Annotated in this window: 18 protein-coding genes; 16 read left to right on the top strand and 2 right to left on the bottom strand. The window is 27.4% G+C overall.

Annotated elements, in window-relative coordinates:
* Positions 1–48 precede the first annotated feature (48 nt).
* Positions 49–726 (top strand): TVP38/TMEM64 family protein, encoded by a 678-nt coding sequence (locus tag M4I33_RS03060; RefSeq protein WP_257915411.1) that lies wholly within the window; start codon positions 49–51, stop codon positions 724–726.
* Between the two features lie 44 nt (positions 727–770).
* Here the strand turns inward: M4I33_RS03060 and M4I33_RS03055 are convergent, their stop codons facing one another.
* Positions 771–4,295, bottom strand: a complete 3,525-nt coding sequence (locus tag M4I33_RS03055) for a polysaccharide lyase 8 family protein (protein ID WP_257915410.1) — start codon at positions 4,293–4,295, stop codon at positions 771–773.
* A gap of 321 nt (positions 4,296–4,616) precedes the next feature.
* Here M4I33_RS03055 and M4I33_RS03050 point away from each other — a divergent pair, with 321 nt between their 5' ends.
* From M4I33_RS03050 to M4I33_RS03035, 4 genes are all read left to right on the top strand, one after another.
* A complete protein-coding gene (locus M4I33_RS03050; RefSeq protein WP_257915409.1) occupies positions 4,617–5,030 on the top strand; it encodes a hypothetical protein in 414 nt (137 codons plus the stop codon).
* Between the two features lie 128 nt (positions 5,031–5,158).
* Complete coding sequence (locus M4I33_RS03045) at positions 5,159–5,584, top strand: hypothetical protein (RefSeq protein ID WP_257915408.1); 426 nt, start codon at positions 5,159–5,161, stop codon at positions 5,582–5,584.
* Positions 5,585–5,692: 108 nt separating this feature from the next.
* Positions 5,693–6,175, top strand: a complete 483-nt coding sequence (locus M4I33_RS03040) for a hypothetical protein (protein WP_257915407.1) — start codon at positions 5,693–5,695, stop codon at positions 6,173–6,175.
* Positions 6,176–6,499: 324 nt separating this feature from the next.
* A complete protein-coding gene (locus M4I33_RS03035) occupies positions 6,500–6,718 on the top strand; it encodes a hypothetical protein (protein ID WP_257915406.1) in 219 nt (72 codons plus the stop codon).
* A 597-nt stretch (positions 6,719–7,315) separates the two neighbouring features.
* Here the strand turns inward: M4I33_RS03035 and M4I33_RS03030 are convergent.
* Entirely contained in the window at positions 7,316–8,131 is an 816-nt protein-coding gene (locus tag M4I33_RS03030; RefSeq protein WP_257915405.1) for a hypothetical protein, read from the bottom strand.
* A gap of 376 nt (positions 8,132–8,507) precedes the next feature.
* Here M4I33_RS03030 and M4I33_RS03025 point away from each other — a divergent pair, with 376 nt between their 5' ends.
* The 11 genes from M4I33_RS03025 (at position 8,508) to M4I33_RS02975 (ending at position 19,384) form a co-directional block, all read left to right on the top strand.
* Positions 8,508–9,200, top strand: a complete 693-nt coding sequence (locus M4I33_RS03025) for a response regulator transcription factor (protein WP_257915404.1) — start codon at positions 8,508–8,510, stop codon at positions 9,198–9,200.
* A 94-nt stretch (positions 9,201–9,294) separates the two neighbouring features.
* The gene (locus tag M4I33_RS03020) at positions 9,295–10,215 is read left to right on the top strand and encodes an ATP-binding cassette domain-containing protein (RefSeq protein WP_257915403.1); all 921 of its coding nucleotides are present in this window, start codon (positions 9,295–9,297) and stop codon (positions 10,213–10,215) included.
* Positions 10,208–10,942, top strand: coding sequence for an ABC transporter permease subunit (locus tag M4I33_RS03015; protein ID WP_257915402.1), 735 nt, complete (start codon positions 10,208–10,210; stop codon positions 10,940–10,942). The genes M4I33_RS03020 and M4I33_RS03015 overlap by 8 nt, the downstream gene beginning before the upstream one ends.
* A gap of 10 nt (positions 10,943–10,952) precedes the next feature.
* Positions 10,953–11,696, top strand: coding sequence for a hypothetical protein (locus M4I33_RS03010; RefSeq protein WP_257915401.1), 744 nt, complete (start codon positions 10,953–10,955; stop codon positions 11,694–11,696).
* Positions 11,697–11,713: 17 nt separating this feature from the next.
* Positions 11,714–12,616, top strand: coding sequence for a sensor histidine kinase KdpD (locus M4I33_RS03005; protein WP_257915400.1), 903 nt, complete (start codon positions 11,714–11,716; stop codon positions 12,614–12,616).
* Between the two features lie 214 nt (positions 12,617–12,830).
* Positions 12,831–13,454, top strand: coding sequence for a nuclease-related domain-containing protein (locus M4I33_RS03000; RefSeq protein ID WP_257915399.1), 624 nt, complete (start codon positions 12,831–12,833; stop codon positions 13,452–13,454).
* Positions 13,455–13,466: 12 nt separating this feature from the next.
* The gene (locus tag M4I33_RS02995) at positions 13,467–13,778 is read left to right on the top strand and encodes a hypothetical protein (RefSeq protein WP_257915398.1); all 312 of its coding nucleotides are present in this window, start codon (positions 13,467–13,469) and stop codon (positions 13,776–13,778) included.
* A 199-nt stretch (positions 13,779–13,977) separates the two neighbouring features.
* Entirely contained in the window at positions 13,978–14,166 is a 189-nt protein-coding gene (locus tag M4I33_RS02990; RefSeq protein WP_257915397.1) for a hypothetical protein, read from the top strand.
* 94 nt (positions 14,167–14,260) lie between these two features.
* Positions 14,261–17,422: a DEAD/DEAH box helicase gene (locus tag M4I33_RS02985; RefSeq protein WP_257915396.1), complete on the top strand. Its 3,162-nt coding sequence runs from the start codon at positions 14,261–14,263 to the stop codon at positions 17,420–17,422.
* 264 nt (positions 17,423–17,686) lie between these two features.
* Entirely contained in the window at positions 17,687–19,234 is a 1,548-nt protein-coding gene (locus tag M4I33_RS02980) for a sodium-dependent transporter (RefSeq protein WP_257915395.1), read from the top strand.
* Between the two features lie 18 nt (positions 19,235–19,252).
* Complete coding sequence (locus tag M4I33_RS02975) at positions 19,253–19,384, top strand: MetS family NSS transporter small subunit (protein ID WP_257915394.1); 132 nt, start codon at positions 19,253–19,255, stop codon at positions 19,382–19,384.
* Positions 19,385–19,390 lie beyond the last annotated feature (6 nt).

Genomic DNA, 19,390 nt, shown 5'->3' with positions numbered 1-19,390 from the left:
ATTATTGTTTTAAAAAAATTAAGCATTAATATAAAGGTAGGGTGAATTATGGATAAAATATTAGAAAAGAGAAACAAAAGAAAAGCTATTTTAATTTTTATAATTAGTATTTTAGTAATGATATTATTATATGTTCTTTATAAATACTTAAAAATAACAGATATTAATGAATTTAAAGATTTAATTCTTTCATCAAAGGTAAATGTTAAATTTCTTTACCTTATGATATGTTTTTTACAGCCTATAATTCTACCTTTACCTGAACCTTTGATAATTATGACAGGAAGCCTTATCTTTGGTAATTTTAGTAGTGCGATTTTAGGTTTTTTAGGAACTATATTTGGTATAATAACTATGTTTTCTATATCTAAATTTATAGGTGAGAAAGTTATTAAAAATTTTATTAAAGATAAAAGCTTAGAAAAATTCAACAGATATATTGAAAAGAATCAAGCGCTTGTAATAGTTTTTTTATTTATAATTCCAATCTTACCAGACGAAGTTATATGTATTGGTTCAGGGTTTTCAAATATAAAGGTTTATAAATTTATTATTTTAGCAATTCTATCAAAATTACTAACAGTATTTATGTTTGCTTACTCTTTAGATAGTATTTTAATAAAAGTTTTCTTAGGGGCTGTTTTGATTAGTATGTTAATTATAAAATTAATTATTAGTAAAAAATCAAAGAGAATAGGACCAGACCCAGATAATATATCATTTTAATTTAAATAGGCTTCTAAAGTTTAATACTTTAGAAGCCTAAAATTTTAATTTTTATGAAGTTTAAATTCTGCGATTTTTGTTTGTCCTTTTGAGTTAGACATATCTACATCTATAATTATTTTAGAATTATTAGTTTGAACTAAAGTCATACCTTTATCTAACTTTATAGGTTCTTTAAACTTTTTGTTTAGTTCAAGTCTTATAGTGCCATTATTTTTCATAGTTGGATCAGATATTCCAACCTTTAAAATACCGTCTTTTTCTTTATATATAACTGATGCTTTTGAGTTTACAGATACCTTATCTATTTTTCCACCATTTTCACTCCAAAAGTTTGCAGCTGTAACATTTAAGTTTTTGTCTTTAACTGATTGAATATCTTTAGTATTAGATAATATTTTTATATCAGGTTTTTTTGAATAGTCCTTAGTTTCTTTTTCAGTTGCATTTGGAAGGATAACATATGAGTATCCAGATTCTTTAGGCTTTATTCCGTGGTCTAAAGTCATAGTCATAAAGGTATTAGAAACTTTAGAATCTGATTGTCCTGTGTTTATATCTTTGTAAGAACCAGTTCTATAATCTCTTAAAAGGTTTATAGTAGTTTTTTCAGGGAAGTAATATCCAAAAGAAGTGTTTTCTTTTGATCCATTTAGATGAACATAACTTGCATCTTCTTTAACTATAGAATCACCAGAATCTTTTATAGCTTCTTTCCCGTCTACAGTAACTTTTTCATCCCCATTTATAAGCCTTCTGTTTTCTATAATTGTTTCTATGTTAGTATCAGTTGAGCTATTTATATCTGAACCCAATAAAACAATTTCGTTATCAAAGAAAAAGTAAGATTTTTTAGCAGTTAAATCCATAGAGCCGTGATCTTTATGATTCTTTTTATCTAATTGCATTCCAGATACACCAAAATCACCAAGGGAACTTCCACCTACCCAATCAGAATTTCCACGCTGCTTGTCTCCACCAGAAGAATTTTTAAGGTTAGTTTTATCTACAGTAGTTCCAGGAAGTCTATTTGGGTCAACAGTTGGCCAAAAGTTTTTATTAAATTGCTCTAAATCATCATTATATACGTAAAGCATTCCATCTGCTGTATGGTAGCCTTTTAGATTTTCACCATTCATTCCACCTTCATGCATAAATGTTCTTGTAGAATACATACTTAAAGAAGCTTGGAAGCCTTTACTTCTTTGAACTGCTCTATCCATATTTGCGTAGTTCCAATTTCCTAAAAGTTCACCTCTTAATTTAATGTTAGGGTCATTAACTATATTCTTTGCTAAAGCCCTAAATTCTAAATCATTAGTAGTTTGAAGTATATCTTTTGAGTCGTTTGAAACTAACCAGTATTTAACCATCTCTTTAAGTTCAGTAGCCTTTTTAGGAGAGGCTGCTGGGATATAATATTTTACTATAGTTTTCATTAAACCTTCACCATTATTTATGTCTTGTCCTGAAGCTCTAGATATACTTCTTCCGCTTACAGAGTCCATAAGTAAACCTTTATGCATTAGAGGTTCAAAGGATTTTTCAATAATATCATACATCATAGTAGTTTTATCTTCTGGAATGTTATATTCACTTCCAGAAAGTAAGCTTGAAACTTTTCCAATTCCACTTAATAAAATAGAACCATACGTTCCTGTGTATGGAAGAGCAGTATGTTGTATTATAGAGCCATCTTCGTAAAATCCATCTAATTTATCAACATATTTAATTTCTTGCATCATATCAGGTGAAACTTCTTTAAGCTTTTTCTCATCTTTTCCTAAAAGACCTCTAAGGGCTATAACTAAGCACATATCAGTTCTATTTGCACCAACAGTTTGAGTTACGACTTGTCCAGGGACAGTTGTATTTCCTCTCCATTGGTCTCTAGCGTTTGGAACATAAAAATCTATAGAATTAAAAGCTTTAGATAATTCTTCAGGAGAAAGATAATCTAAAAGCATAACTAATATGTCGTTAAGCTTTTGAGGAGTTCCTATTTGAAAGTCCCACCAATTGTTATAATAACTTTTTCCGTCATATCTATTTTCAAGCAGCCAGTTAACTCCTGAAATAGTTTCTTTAAGAAGAGTAGTATTTCCTTCTAAGTTAGATCCTTTTAAAGAAAATGCTCTAGCCATAGTCCAAAATCTTTCAAAGGATTTAGTTATGTTAGTTGAAGCTGTAGTACTTTCAAATTCATCCCAAAGAGAAGTTCTATCTTGAGATTTATTCATAGATTTTAAGTATTCTTCAGCTTGGTTTGAAATACTTTTTACAGCTTCCATATCAGAAGGATTATTTTTATCTAAAAGGTCATTAGGCACAAGTGAATCGTAATATCTGTTTACTAATTTATCAAACTTATCTTCTTTATAATCTTTAATAGTAAGGTTAAATTTTCCTACAATATTTCCGCTACTGTTTTTAGCATAAACAATTGAAGTTCCAGGCTTAATTCCTTTTATTATTTCATCTTTGTATTCTAATATACTAGGATTACTAAAGTCGAAGTAGTAAGATTCATTTGAATCTTTTGGTGAAATTTTAGGATTTATAATAAGGTTTTTACCTAACTCTATAGAGTAATCAGTTTTATCAAACTCTATCTTATCTATAGGAAGAAAATCAAAAACTTTAATGCTGCAATTTGTTTTTATTTCTGGGTAATCCTTAAGAGATGCAGTTATTATAGCTTCTCCTTCTTTTAAAGATTTAAATTCACCTGAATTATTAATAGATACTATATCTGGATTATTTGAAGTGAAAATAACATCTTTAGAAGTTGAATCTTTTGGCTCTATAGAATAATTTAATAACCCCTTAGAACCAGTAGAAGAATTAATTTCATTCTTATCTAAAGAAATTGAAATAGGTTTAATTTCTTCCTTTTTTAAAGATACATTATCAATAAAAACATTTCCAAAGGCACCAAGTTTAGTATAAGTATCAAAAGCAAATACGAATTTAAGTGAAGTAGTATCAGGATTTAATTTTATTTCTTTTGAATAAGTTTTATAGCTATTATTTCCTTTTAATTTAGTAATAGAATGTCTAGTTAAAACAGTATCTCCTTTAAGTTCTTCTACTCTAAATTCAAAAGGGGTATGGGATTGGTTAGTGCTATCAATACTTAAATTTTCTGTTTTTAAATCTGCAGATACGGTATACTTACGTCCACCACTAACAGGTACGCTTTGAAGTAAGAAACCACTTGATTTATCTAAAGAAATTTTTACAGCGTTAGAGTTTGAAGTTACATCATCTTTTATAACTTCGCCTAAAGGATTATTTGGAGCAGAAGTGTGATGTCTTAGATCCCATTTTTGTGGCTTAATAGAATCTTTCCAAAAATCTTTAAAAGAATCTGTTATAACGTGAGTGTTTTCAAAATCTCCGTTAATATCAATATAATCGGCTGCAGAATTTAAAGACGGCGACTCAGTAGATGTTGGATTTTTAGATTCTATAGCTTTAGTTGATGCTGGAAAAGCTGTAATTATAGTGTTTGCTATCATTATAGCTAAGATTGTTTTAGATAGACATTTTCCTTTGTATTTATCCATTATAAATTCACTCCTTAAGTTTAATAAATTAGTAATTTAAAATATTAAAAGCAAGAAATATACCAAGTTAAGTGTAGCCTTAATAATAGGAAAACCAATAATAACTGTCATATAACAGAATTGAAATAAATCATAATAATAAGAAATTTTATAAGACACTAGAAAGTTTTTGAAATATTAAATTATGTACTAAATTTTAGAATTGTAAAAATTGTAAGATAAATTTTATAAAACTAATAAATTTGGTTTAAATGGGTTAATTTACAATATAAAGAGGTATATAATATTAAGTGGATAGATTGTTACAAAGGTGGGAAAATTATGTTAACGTTTAATTTTTATATGGGAGGGTACTTTGGTAGATCCCATTTTATTTACCTTGATGGTAAAGCAGATGATAAAAAATTAAAATATGGAAGAACAGAAGGTGGTATAAGAATTGATTTATCAAGAGACTATATAAATTATGATGATGACCCTAAGGTCTATTATAAGGAAGTAGAAATTGATGAGGAAGTTTTTAATGATTTTGTTGAAGAAATCTACTTAATAAACATCGATTCGTGGGATACTGATGCAAGAGATAGAAGTGGTTGTGATGGAACTAGATGGTACGTTTCTATTAAGCCTAAAGATGGTGGATTTATTGAGAAGACAGGAAACAATAAATATCCTATAAATTGGAGAAAATTAATGACATTATTAAATGAATATACTTGTGAAAGAATAGGATAAGAAAAAGGGGTTTTCTCTAAGTTTAGGGAAAGTCCCTTTAAACTTTTATTCATAATTATGTGACAGTTTTTTAAACTTGGATGTGTTATAATAAAGCTATGGAAAAGGTTTACAAAGGGGGAGATTTTATGAAAAAATTTCTTTTGTTTTTAGTTGGAATAAGTATGTTTTTATTAGTTGGATGTACTGAGAGAAATGTGAAACCTACAAGTGCAGATTTTAATACTGCAAAAGAGTATTTAGAGACTAAGGGATACAACATAGTTGAGACTTCTAATAAAGTCTACGAATACACCTTAACTAAAGAAAAGCTAAAAAGTATGCATGAATTTATGGTTTGGAATGTGCAAAGAGAAAAGGCAGAGGAATATTTAAATAAAAATATTTCGTTGTATGTTTTTGTTGTTGATAATCATACTTTAAGAAGTGATTTTAAAGTAAATACTAAGGTTTGTGTTATGATTTGTGAAGGTAAAGTTATAGGCGGATATTCTTTCCCAGATAACAATTCATATAGTAAAATCTATTCTATAGATGGAAATATAAAAGAATAAATTACAATTGTAAAACTTTAAAAAAGTATTTTTGAAGTTTGATACTATAAATATTTAAAGTGATAAAATTAAATCAATAATTAGATTTTTAAAAGGAAGTGTATCTAAATGAAATATTGGCAAATATCAGCAGGGGATGGAAGTGTAGATCTATCAGATATTTTTATAAAGCTTAATGTAGCTTTGCAAGGCCCAGGAGATTACGGCGATTATTTCGATAATAGAATATTATATAAAGACCTAGGAACTAGTGGCAAAGTAGTAAAAACTTTTGCAGAAGATGTAAAAATAGGTGATAGACTAATTTTAAAAAGGATGAAATTAAGTGAAGAAGATACGTCAGAAATAGTAGCAGTAGGTGAGGTTTTAGGACCTTATAGATATGAACCTGTATTTTCAGATGTTGAACTTGAAGGGTTAGGTCTTCAGCATTGCAGGAGAGTTAAATGGTATGTACCAAAAGAAGAGATTCTTGCAGTAGGACCAGGTGCTTTAGAAAAAATTGAAAAATTAGAAGAGGACAACCCTATGATAAAAAAAGGCGAAGAAATACTTTTAAAGTACCACGAAGATAACAAAGAAATAGAATAAAAAAATAAGTTTTAGGATATATTAAAGATGATACAAAACAGTATCATCTTTTTTTATTTGCCTATAATTTTTTAATTAATCATAACGATTTAATATTAGGATTAGTTAAAAAATTATTATATAAATTATAAAATATTCAATTTCCTTGACAGAAGAAATATACTGTGATATGAATAAATAGTTAAAAATTTAAGTATCTACATAACCATTTTGAATAAATATTCAAAATTTATACAAAAACATATATACAATATTTGGAATATACTGTATAATAAAAATCAATTACTTAAAAATAAAAATATATTAAAAGAAGGGGGCATTGAAATGTTTCAAATGAATTCTAATTGTGATAAGAGAGTTGAAAATTTTGCATGTGGAGGTCAGGACGTAAGAGAAAGATCATGGAGTTATACTAGTGAATGTTGTTCTAAATCTATATACTGCAGAGAAGATATGAGAAATGTTAGAGAAGTAATTAGCGGAGGCGCTAATTATAGAATCATTGCCCAAGGCAAAGATACAAATTCAGGTTATGTGAGATAGGAACTAATAAGGTAGCTTTAAATTTGAAGCTATCTTTTTTTTTGTATAGAAAATATAAAATCAGCAAAGGTGATATTCATTTTGTTAGACACACTTTCAACAATGTTTACAATGTCTTTAATTGATTATTTTATGGTAAGTATATCTGAATAATATTTATCTATATTAGTAATATCATTTATAATAGCACTTTTATCAATGAAAGATTTTAATGAGTAAGTATACTTTATAGATTGGGTTTAATTAAGAAATAAAGGGAAAAACTACTTATCCATTTTCACATTAACTAAGGTTAACTATAGCAATAGTTAGGTTTAAAGCTATAAATATGAGGTTAATCAGAAGGATTTTGAAAGCTATTTTAAAAAAACTAATAGTATATAAGTAATAAAAAAATTAAAAATGAAAAAAACTACACAATTGTTACGGCATATTATTGGTACAAGGGATTTTCGCTATATAGGGTTAAATTTTTGATATTTTGGACAAATAAAAATTATTTAGACAAACTATAAAAATTTGGTTGTAGTAGACAAGTAAAAGTCAGAGGGACAAGCTATTAAAACAGATCTATATTAGGAGTTATTTTAAGGAAAATTAAATCACTTTTACACAAAAAATAGAACTTATTAAATTAGACAAAACAGTATGTTTTTCATAGGATCCTTCGTAAATATAAACGAACCAATTTAAATAAACTTGTAGATACTTTGTAGCAACACTTCTAAATTTTCTAAGCCATCTTCTTAAATTCAATATAAAATCAGAACAATTACTAAGTAAATTTTCCCCTTCTTCTTTAGAAATTTCTAATTCTTTCTTTTTATGAAGAGCATAGTTTAACTTTTTCGATACAAGGTAAGAAAATCTATCTTTTCCTGGCAGGAAATAAGTATTAAATACAGGATTGAATGCATTTAATAAACCTTCTATAGATTCCTTTGTAGGACTCATTGAATCAAAGGATATCTTAGCTAAAGAGTAATTGTTTTTATTGATAGTAGTAGCTACAAAGATATTTTTTCTTCTAGAAATAGTGCAAACAGGGGGAGTCTTTTGCCCCTTAAAATTTTCTGAAAATTTAGTATGTCTTATAGCTGTAACTATGTGAGTTCTTCTAGAATCTGTATAAGTTCCGATATGCTTTAAGATTTTATGTCTCCATCTAAAAGATGTTTCTATGCAAATATTTAATCTATCTGCGCAAGCTCTTATAGTAGCACCAGATAACATAAGACGAGTATATTTATCCCAAAGCTCAACATTTTTTCTAGTGTTATGCCAGACAAGCCCTGTTCCTTCGTTAAAAGTCTTAAGACAATCTTTGCACTGATACCTTTGGACATTCCTATATTTACCGTATTTAATAAAGTGTTTTGAATCACAATGGGGACAAGCAGATGTATGTACCATAATATCACCTCGAAAAATTTTGATTTTTTTAGTTATTTTGATTATGGACATAAAAAAGCGCCTTTATTCAGGTGATTTTGGTAAAATACCAACAAAGAAGCAAAACAATAGTGTAGTGGAAATAATCAATACTATAAAGGTGGAGAGAAAAATATACACTTAAGGAGTTTATTTTAAGTTAATCTAAATTAAAACATTAATATAGATTAATATAATAAAAAATATGTTAAGTGGGAAAATTAAAGTTAAAGATAGAAATTGTAGAAAAAAATGATAATTATTAACTATATGTTAATTAATCAGTTAGAATAATAGAAGAAAATAAAATTATAGTAAGATATAAATTAGATAAATAGAAAGTCCTAGGGAGGTAAGTATGAGAGAGGAATCTAAAGGTAATATTTTAATAGTTGAAGATGATATTGATATAAACGGATTGTTATATAAAGTCTTATTAAAAAATGGATATGATGCAAGGCAGGCTTTTTCTGGTTCAGAGGGGAAAATGTGTTTAGAATTATATGATTATGATTTAGTTCTTTTAGATTTGATGCTGCCTGGAATAACAGGAGAAGAGTTTATTAAAGAAATAAGAGAAATTAAAAACACTCCTATAATAGTTGTATCAGCTAAAAATGATATTTTTGATAAGGTAAATGTTTTAAAACTTGGAGCGGATGACTTTATTACTAAGCCTTTTAATATAGAAGAACTTTTAGCAAGAGTAGAAGTTCAAATAAGACGAAGTAAATTTAATAATTCTTTAGAAAATGAAAAACTTAAATTTAAAAATTTAGAGATAGACCCAAGTTCAAGAGAAGTTAGGGTAAACGGAGAACTTTTAAATCTAACATTAAAAGAATTTAAGATTCTTGAATTACTAGTTAAAAATCCTAAGAGAGTTTTTACTAAAGCAAATCTTTTTGAGAGAGTTTGGGAAGAAGAATTTTTAGGAGATGATAACACTATTAACGTTCATATGAGCAATTTAAGAAATAAATTAAGTGAATTAGATAGTGAAAATGAGTATATAAAAACAATATGGGGTGTTGGATTTAAGATGGAATAAAAAATTAAGTCTTTCTTAAGTGTTTCTTTAGTGGGATTTGAAAATTATACCTTAAAATACAACCTATAGAGAAAGTTTAAGAGGAGATGATATCTTGAATAACATTATACAAGTTAAAAATCTAAATAAAAGTTTTAGAAATAATACTGTACTAGAAGATTTAAATATGAATGTTAAAAAAGGTGATATTTACGGTTTAGTAGGTAAAAATGGTGCCGGAAAAACAACGCTTATAAGGATGATACTAGGACTAACTGAGATTACATCTGGTGAAATAGCATTATTTAATAAAACTTCAAAAAAAGAAATGAGAGAAGTTAGAAGTAATATAGGAAACATTATAGAAACTCCTGCTTTTTATCCTTACCTTTCAGCTAAGAAAAATTTAGAATATTATAAAATTCAAAGAGGGGTAGTCGGAGGTACATCTATAGATGAACTTCTTAGGTTAGTTGGATTATCACACACTGGAAAAATGAAGTTTAGTAAGTTTTCGTTAGGTATGAAACAAAGGCTTGGACTTGCACTTGCCCTTCTTGGAGATCCAGAACTTTTAATCTTAGATGAACCTACAAACGGATTAGACCCAGTAGGAATAAAAGAAATAAGGGAAGTTTTAATAAACTTAAATAAAGTTAAAGGCGTTACTATTTTAGTTTCAAGTCATATATTAGGTGAATTATCGCAACTTGCAACTTGCTACGGATTTTTAAGTGATAAAAAAATAGTAGAAGAAATCACAAAAGAAGAATTAAATGAAAAATGCAAGCATCACCTTTTAATAAAAGTAAGCGACCCTAAAAAATCTACAGTTATATTAGAAAAAGTTATGAGAAACACTTCTTACGAAGTCTTAAATGATGGTTTCATTAAAATCTATAAAGACCTAGATAAACCTGAAGTTATAAATAGAAACTTAGTAGAATCAGGAATAGAAGTATATTCAATAGAAAGAGTTGGAGTAAACTTAGAGGAATATTTTGTTGACCTTATCGGAGGTGAGCAAAATGTTTAGAGTTTTAAAATCAGAACTTTATAAGAGCAACAGACTTGGAACTTATATAATAAACGCAATAATAGTATTAGGAATTTTACTTTTAGCTTTATTAACTAAGGATAACGGAATTAAAGAACATGGATTATTCTTTTTAACTGATATAGCTTTTTCGATGCTACCTTTATTTTTACTTGTTTATGTTCCATACTTCTTTGAAGATAATAAATACGATACTTTAAAAAATTCAGTATCATCAAGTATTTCTAAATGGGAGATATATTTAGGAAAGTTTTTAAATCAAATTATATTATTAATAATTTCAATAATAGTAGCATTAGTTTCATTCGTTATTATAATAAATATATTTAATATAGCTGGAAACGATCAAGTTAATAATATGATTCTTATAATCAAAAAACTTTTTATATCATTTCCAGTATATATTTCACTTTTAGCTTTATATGATTTAGTAGTTAGCTTATTTAAAAAAGAAGGTTTAGCTATTTTTATATGTGTTATAGTTATTAATGCCGTTAATGTATTAAGCACTTTAATAGATTATTATTGCGGAAAAATAGCACAGGAAATAACTCCATATATATTAACAAATCCACTGAACCCTTTAATTTCAAATAATAGTATAACAAATGATGCATTAAACAGATGCTTAATAGGGGGAGGAATAAGTCTTATAATCTATTTAGCTATAGGGGTAGCGATATTTAATAAAAGAGATGTTAAGTAGGTGATAATATATGCTTAATCTAATAAAAGCTGATCTGTATAAGTATTTAAATAGGCCGTATCTTTATATTTTAAACGCAGTTTTAGTTGCATTTATAATATTATTAGGATTTTCTTATGGATATGCACATACGAAGGGGGTACCAAAGGAAAATCTTGTTACTCCGCTATTAATTATGCTAAATTTATCTGGAATATTTGTGTTTATATTCTCTGATAACGTAATTGAAAAAAGTAAGTACAACACAATGAAAAATATAGCATCTTCAGATATAAAAAGAAGTAGTATTTTTATAGGAAAAGTGATAACTCAATTAATATTAGGCTTAATAACTTTTTTAATTTGTTTTATGGTTTCAATTATTGCATCTTATATATTTAATATTATGCCAAATAGAGGAATAAATGATTTTATAGATATATTCTTTAGATATATGATTGCGATTCCAACTCTTTTAGGGTGTATAACATTTTATACACTTATAATACTTCTTATAAAAGGGGAGGGAAGAGGTGCATTTTTATCTTTAATAGTTGTATTTATATTTCCGACTATTTCAGTGTTATTAAGTCAAAATATAGGACACATATTTACTTTTATAGATAAATATTTTTTAATGAATCCATTAGATTTAATAGCGAATCAAGGAATGACTTTCAACGAAGCACTTAGATGCATTAGTGCAGGAATAATGAACACTGTAATATTTATGGTTTTAGGGATTCTAATGATGAAGAAAAAAGACATAAAATAAAAGGAGGTGCTTAAGTTTTGATAGGACTATTAATATTTTTACTTTTAATAATTATAGCAATTTTAAATTTTATATTATTAGTTAGAAATAGAGAGATAAAAAATATAACATCTGAGATAAATAAGATAAATATAGAAAATAGCAGAAGAAATATAAGACTTAAGGCACCTTCTAAAGTTCTAGGGAAATTAGTTAAAGAAATAAACTTATTAATAGAAGAAAAAAATGATAGCATTGAAGCCTATAAGAAAAAGGATGTAGAACTTAGAGATTCTATTGCAAATATGTCTCACGATTTAAGAACTCCTCTAACATCTATTATGGGATATGTATATTTGTTAGAGGAAAAAGAAACAAAAGAAGAAGACAAACAAATTTACTTATCTATAGTTAAAAAGAGATCGGAAGTTTTAGAAAAATTAATAGGAGATTTTTACTCACTTTCAAGGATACAAGCTGAGCATTATGAATTAGAACTTACAGAAATAGTACCAGCGGATGTTTTAGTAGAAATAATAGCAGCCTTTTACGAATCTATAACAGATAAACTTGGAGAGCCTGTTATAAATATAGACGAAAAAAGATATAAAATATTAGGAGAAAAAAGTGCTCTAAACAGAGTCTTTACTAATATAACAGAAAATATTTTAAAACATGGTGAAGGTGACGTAAAAATAGAGCTAAAACCAGAAGGTGAAAGTTTAATTATAGAATTTTCAAATAAAGCAGAATCTCTTGATGAGATAAGTGCAAAAAGAATATTTGAAAAATTCTTCACTGGAGATAGGATGAGGACAGGACAAAACACAGGTCTTGGACTTGCGATAGTTAAGCTACTAGTAGAAAAAATGAACGGAGAAATAAGTAGCGAAAAAGTAGATGATAGGTTAGTTATAAAATTAAAATTCAATAGTATATAAAATATGAGCCCTGTAGTATTTCTACAGGGCTTTATTTTGAATAAAATGTAAATATTCTATATGAAAAATGATAACATATATTCATTATGATACAATTTTACTTAAGAGGTGATATAATGCTAGAAATTATAGGATAATAGGTATTTTTTGCCGACAAGGGTGTAAAGTATTTATAAGTATGATTTAAAACTAAATAGGGGGAACAAAAGAAGAAATGGAATCAATAATGGTTTTAAGTATAATTATTTTAGCTTTAGTTATTACAGTTAAAATAATAGAAACAAAGCACAAAGCAAAATTGACTGGATATATAGGGGAAAGAGAAACTAAAAAAAGTTTATCAAATCTAAAAGGATATAGGGTTTTAGATGATGTACTTTTAAAAACTGAAAGAGGAACAACTCAAATAGATCACATATTAATAGGTAAAAATGGAGTTTTTTCAATAGAAGATAAAAATTATAGTGGATGGATTTATGGAGATGAAAATTATAAATTTTGGACTCAAGTTATATATAATAAAAAAAGCAAATTTTACAATCCAATTTGGCAGAACAAGGGACATCTAAAAGCTATAGATAGTATAATTTTAGATAAGTTTAAAGTACAAGTAGTATCAATAATCGTATTTTCAAATAGATGTGAATTAAAAAAGATAAATACAAAAGGGATAGTAATAAAAAGAAATATGTTAAATAAGACTATTGAAAATTATAGGCCAAAAAAGAATTTAACAAAAGATGAGATAGATAATATTTATTATAATTTAAGTAAAGCAAATATATTAGATAAAAAATCTAGAAAAAATCATATAGAAACGGTTAAATTAAAAAAATAGAGGCGGTATAAAATGGAGTTTTTAGAAGAGGTACTACAAGTAACTTTAATTGGAATAATAGTATACTTTATATCGATAAAACTACTTAATAAATTAAATATAATAAAAAAGCTAAAAGAAAAGAATAGTGACGGCAAGCATAATTATAGAGTAGGAATTATAAGTATGGGTACATATGCAGCTATACTTGTAGCGATTAATATTGTTTTTGATAGCTTAAGTTTATATAATTCAGAAAATATAAGGATAGGAATAGCTGTTGGGTTTGGGCTGGCATTATTATATTATTTAATATGGAAAGAAGAAGTAGAAGAGGGAGTTTAGATACAATATATTTTTAAAAAGATAAAATTATGTTATGAATTATGATAAGGTAAACGAATACCATTTAATAAAATGTAAAATCTATAATAAAAGGTGTAAATATTTCTCACTTTGTACTATAATAGGTAAGTCGTTTAAATTTGACCTATGAGGAAGACTTAGAAGTAAATGCTTAGAAATTTATTTTAGAGGTGAGAAAATGTTAAATAAATCATTAAACGTAATTTTAGGAGCTTCATTCGTATCATTAATTTTACTAGGAATAGTTGAATATTTTAGTAAGTACGATTTAAGCTTTAATTCATTAAATATTATTTCAGGAATTATAGGAATCGGAATATTATTTGCAGTAATGTATTTTATGCACAAAATTAAATTAGCTAAATAAGATAATATTTTATATGAAATATATAAACGGGCGTTACATTATTTTTGTAACGCCCGTTTTCCATTTGGTATAATTAAATAAAGAGGTGAATTATTTGAAAGAGGGAATATATGAGCAAGTTATAAATAAAGAAGTATTAAAAAACATAGAACTATTAGATAAAACTAAGTATTTAATAGATACAGAAAAAATAGATAAAGAAGAAGCTAAGGTGGTTTTATCAAGTTATATAGAAGAAGTTATAAGAAAGTCACTTAATTATATAAGAGATAATGAAAAAGAAGAGTCAAAGAAGCTTTTAAGCCAGATTGAGGCTTGCAATAAAATAGTGAATATACTTGAAAAGATATCTAATGATTCTGAAATAGATAAATACAAAATTGAAGAAAGAGGAGAAATACTAACTTCGCTATACTCAAAAATTAATAATAGCAGATCCCTTAAAAAAGGAAAAGCTGTAAGACCTGTGACCCCAATATCACAAAGTTCTCTTTTTACAGGGGCTAGTTTAGAACCTAACATGCTAGGCGAACTTAACAAAGAGATATTGTCTTGTGATTCTATAGATTTGTTAGTTTCATTTGTAAAGTGGAGTGGTATAAGATGCATAATAGATAGCTTAAAGGAAGCTACTAACAATGGAAAAAGATTAAGGATAATTACTACATCATATATGGGAGCATCTGATTTTAAAGCTATAGATGAGTTAAGTAAGCTTAAAAATACAGAAATAAAAGTTTCTTATGATACTGAAAGGACTAGACTTCACGCAAAAGCTTATATGTTTTCAAGAGAAACTGGATTTACTACAGCATACATAGGGTCGTCTAATTTATCAAATGCAGCGCTAACTTCTGGGTTAGAATGGAATATAAAAATTACGGAAAAAGATTCTTTTGATATAGTAAATAAGTTTAATGCAACCTTTGAGAGCTATTTTAACGATTCAGAATTTGTTTTATATAAAGGAACTGATGAGGATAAGTTGCTTTTAAAAAGAGCATTGAAAAAAGAAGTTAGAGATGAAAGTGAAGATTTTAATTATACTTTAGATATAAGACCTTTCTCGTATCAAAAAGAAATATTAGAAAAATTAGAAGTAGAAAGAGAAATCTTTAATAGGCATAGAAATCTTTTAGTAGCAGCTACAGGTGTTGGTAAAACTGTAATATCAGCGTTTGATTACAAAAACTTTTGCAAAAAGAATAATTTTTCTAACAAAAATACATTACTATTTGTAGCACATAGAGAAGAAATATTAAAGCAAAGTAGAGATACTTTTAGGGCAATATTAAAAGATAGAAATTTTGGAGATTTAGTTGTAGGTAAATACAAAGGAGAAAATTTAGATCATTTATTTATATCTATTCAAAGCTTAAATAGCAAAGAATTAATAGATATAACATCAGAGGATAAATACGATTTTATTATTGTAGATGAGTTTCATCATGCACTTGCACCTTCATATAGAAAATTACTAGAATATTATAAGCCTAAAGTATTATTAGGGCTTACTGCAACGCCTGAGAGGGCAGATGGTAAAAGTGTTTTCAGTTATTTTGAAGATAGAATTTCTGCAGAGATAAGATTACCAGAAGCAATAGATAGAAAATTATTATGTCCTTTTCAATATTTTGCAGTTACAGATGATATAGATTTATCTAGATTAAAATGGAAAAGAAAAGGATACGATTTATCAGAACTTAATAAAGTTTATACAGGAAATGATTTAAGGGTAGACCAAATCATAAGAAGTTTAAATGAATATGTTACTGATTTAGAGGATGTTAAAGGATTAGGTTTTTGCGTTAGCGTTGAACATGCAAAATATATGGCAGAAAGCTTTAAAAGAAGAGGAATAAAATCTATAGCTGTAACTGGAGAGAGCTTGGATTATGAGAGAAAAGATGCAAAAAGATTATTAGTAAGTGGCGAAATAAAATTTATATTTGCAGTAGATATTTATAATGAAGGGGTTGATATTCCTGAAATTAATACTGTGATGTTTTTAAGACCTACGGAAAGTTTAACTGTATTTTTACAACAGCTTGGAAGAGGGCTTAGACTTTCAGATGATAAGGAATGTTTGACTGTTTTAGACTTTGTAGGACAAGCTAATAAAAACTATAATTTTGAAGAGAAGTTTAGAGCTTTAATAGGAAAAACTAATAAGCCGGTAAAAGAATATATTGAAAATGGATTTTTAACTTTGCCTAGAGGTTCATATATTAAGCTAGAAAAGAGAGCAAAAGAATATATTTTAGAAAATATAAAAAGTTTAACTAATAATAAAAGAAATTTAATTTCTAAAATAAAGAATTTTAAAAGTGATACAGATTTAGAACTTAATTTTTATAATTTTATATCTTACTATAACCTATCTTTGATAGATTTTTATGGTAAATCAGGTGATAGGAGTTTTAGTAGATTATTAGTTGATGCAGGTGAGAAAGAAGATTTTAATGAAAATTTAGAAAAAGATATGACTAAAAAGCTTAAAAACTTATTTAGTATTAATTCAAGAAGGTTTATTGATTTTATTTTAAAATTAATTAATGGAAGAGTAGAATTTAATAATATGAGCAGTGAAGATATCTTAATGGCATATATGTTTTATTACACAATGTTTGATGCGAGCCCCGAAAAATTAGGATATACAGATTTAAAAGATGGTATAAATGATTTATTAAAAAACACAAATATGATAAATGAAGTTAAAGAAATATTAGAATTTAACTATAATAATATTTCATTTATAGATAAAAAAGTAGATTTAGGATTTGAATGTCCTTTAGACTTACATTGCGTGTATAGTAGAAATCAAATTATGGCCGCCTTAGGATATTATAATGAAAATAAGCCAAGTTTTAGAGAAGGGGTAAAGTATTTTAAAGATAAAAAATTAGATGCGTTTTTTATAACATTAAATAAAAGCGATAAAGAATTTTCACCATCTACCCTTTATGAAGACTATGCAATAAATGATAAGTTATTCCATTGGCAGAGTCAAAGCACTACTTCTGTAGAAAGTAATACAGGACAAAGATATATTAACCATAAAAAATTAAATAGTAAGATATTATTATTTGTAAGAGAAAATAGTAAAAAAGATGGTATTACAGAAAGTTTTATGTATTTAGGAACTTGTGAATACAGAAGTCACAAAGGTAATAAACCGATAAGTTTTATATTTGAACTTAATGAAGAAATACCAGCTAATATTATAAATAAAGCAAATAAAAGTATTATTATATAGTGAAAATAGCACTAACAGATTTGTTAGTGCTATTTTTTATAGCTTGATTAATTTGAGTTAAAAGAGGTATTTGGTAAAAAAAGTATACGAATGGCGAACAAATTTGGAATTTGTGTACAAGTACAAAAGAAACAATTGAAATTTATCAAAAATAATATAATATTATAAATAATATATTTACATATAGAGAAATAAATTATTAAATTATCAACAAAAAGAAAATAAAAGTGATAGGTTGATAATTTTAAAAAGGGGGGCAAGCTAATGGAAGAAAACAGAGAACAATGGGGATCAAAGATTGGATTTATACTTGCAGCTATAGGTTCAGCTGTTGGACTAGGGAATATTTGGAGATTTCCTTATGTTGCATATGAAAATGGTGGAGGGGCTTTTTTAATACCATATTTCTTTGCAATATTTACAGCAGGTATACCGTTATTAATCCTTGAATATTCTATGGGGCATAAGTACAAAGGATCTACACCACTTGCAATAGCAAGAGCATCTAAAAAGTGGGAATGGCTTGGGTGGTGGCCAACTATAACATCAGCAATTATAGTAGCGTATTATTCAGTAATCATAAGTTGGGCTATGAATTATTTTGTACTTAGTTTTAAAAAGGGCTGGGGAAGTGATGCAAATTCATTTTTCAATGGTGACTTCCTTAATTTAAGTGAATCACCGTTTCAAATAGGAGGAGTAGTTTGGTATGTACTCCTTGGAGTGGCAGTTATTTGGGTTATCAACTGGGTAGTTTGTTATAAGGGTATTAAAAAGGGAATAGAGAAAGTAAATAAGATTTTATTACCAACTTTGGTTTTAATAATGATAATTATAGCAGTTAGAGCTGTAACTTTAGAGGGGGCTATGGCTGGACTTAATACATTATTTACTCCAGATTGGGAGATGGTAACTAAGCCTGATGTTTGGATAGCAGCGTATGGACAAGTTTTTTATTCATTAAGTATAGCTATTGGAATTATGATGACTTATTCAAGTTACCTTCCTAAAAAAACTGATATAAATAATAGTGCGTTTGTAACAGCTTTTGCAAACTGTGGATTTGAGTTTTTATCAGCTATAGCTGTTTTTGCTATATTGGGGTTTATGGCAACAGCACAAGGAGTACAAGTTTCAGAAGTTGTATCAAGTGGAATTGGATTAGCATTTGTAGCTTTTCCACAGATATTTAGTACTATGGGAACTGTAGGAAACTTCCTTGGACCGTTATTCTTCTTATGTTTAATATTTGCAGGAATAACTTCGTCAGTATCATTAACAGAAGCGGTTTCAGCACCTTTTAATGATAAGTTTGGTTGGAGCAGAAAAAAGGTAGTTACAGCTATGTGTTTAATTGGGGCAACACTTAGCTCGCTATTTGCAACAGGAGCAGGTTTATATATTTTAGATATAGTTGATCAATTTATAAATAGCTATGGAATAGTTGTAGTGGGACTATTTGAAGTTATATTGATTGGTTGGATTTTGAAACCTGATGAATTAAGAGAGCACGCAAATTCTATCTCTCACTTTAAGATAGGGAAATGGTGGGATGTAGCTATTAAGTTCATCACACCAGCTCTTTTAATCTATATGATAGTTCAAAATGTATTAAAAGAAATCAATGCACCATACGGAGGGTATGAAGTAAGTCAGCTTTTAGCTTATGGATGGAGCGTAATAGGGTTTGGGATTATTGTAGCACTCGTTATAACTAAAAAGCCTTGGAAGGCTAATAAAGTTAGTGATGAGCAGGTTAAAGAGGATGATTTAGAAGAGGAATTAAATAATAATTTAGAATTAGATGTTTAAAAAAGGGGGCTTTTTTATATGACAAAAGTAGCGATAGCTTTCTTTTTGATAGGTGCAACAGTCTTGTGGGGAGGCTTAGCTGTATCTTTGACAATGCTTATAAAAAGCGAAAAGAAAGCTAGTTTAGAAGAAGCTAAAAATAATAAATAAAATAAT

The organism is Clostridium sp. LY3-2 (genome assembly GCF_024705715.1).
Classification (GTDB): domain Bacteria; phylum Bacillota; class Clostridia; order Clostridiales; family Clostridiaceae; genus Clostridium.
The sequence above is the reverse complement of the archived record's forward strand: the minus strand, read 5'-3'. Positions and strand labels throughout refer to the sequence as shown.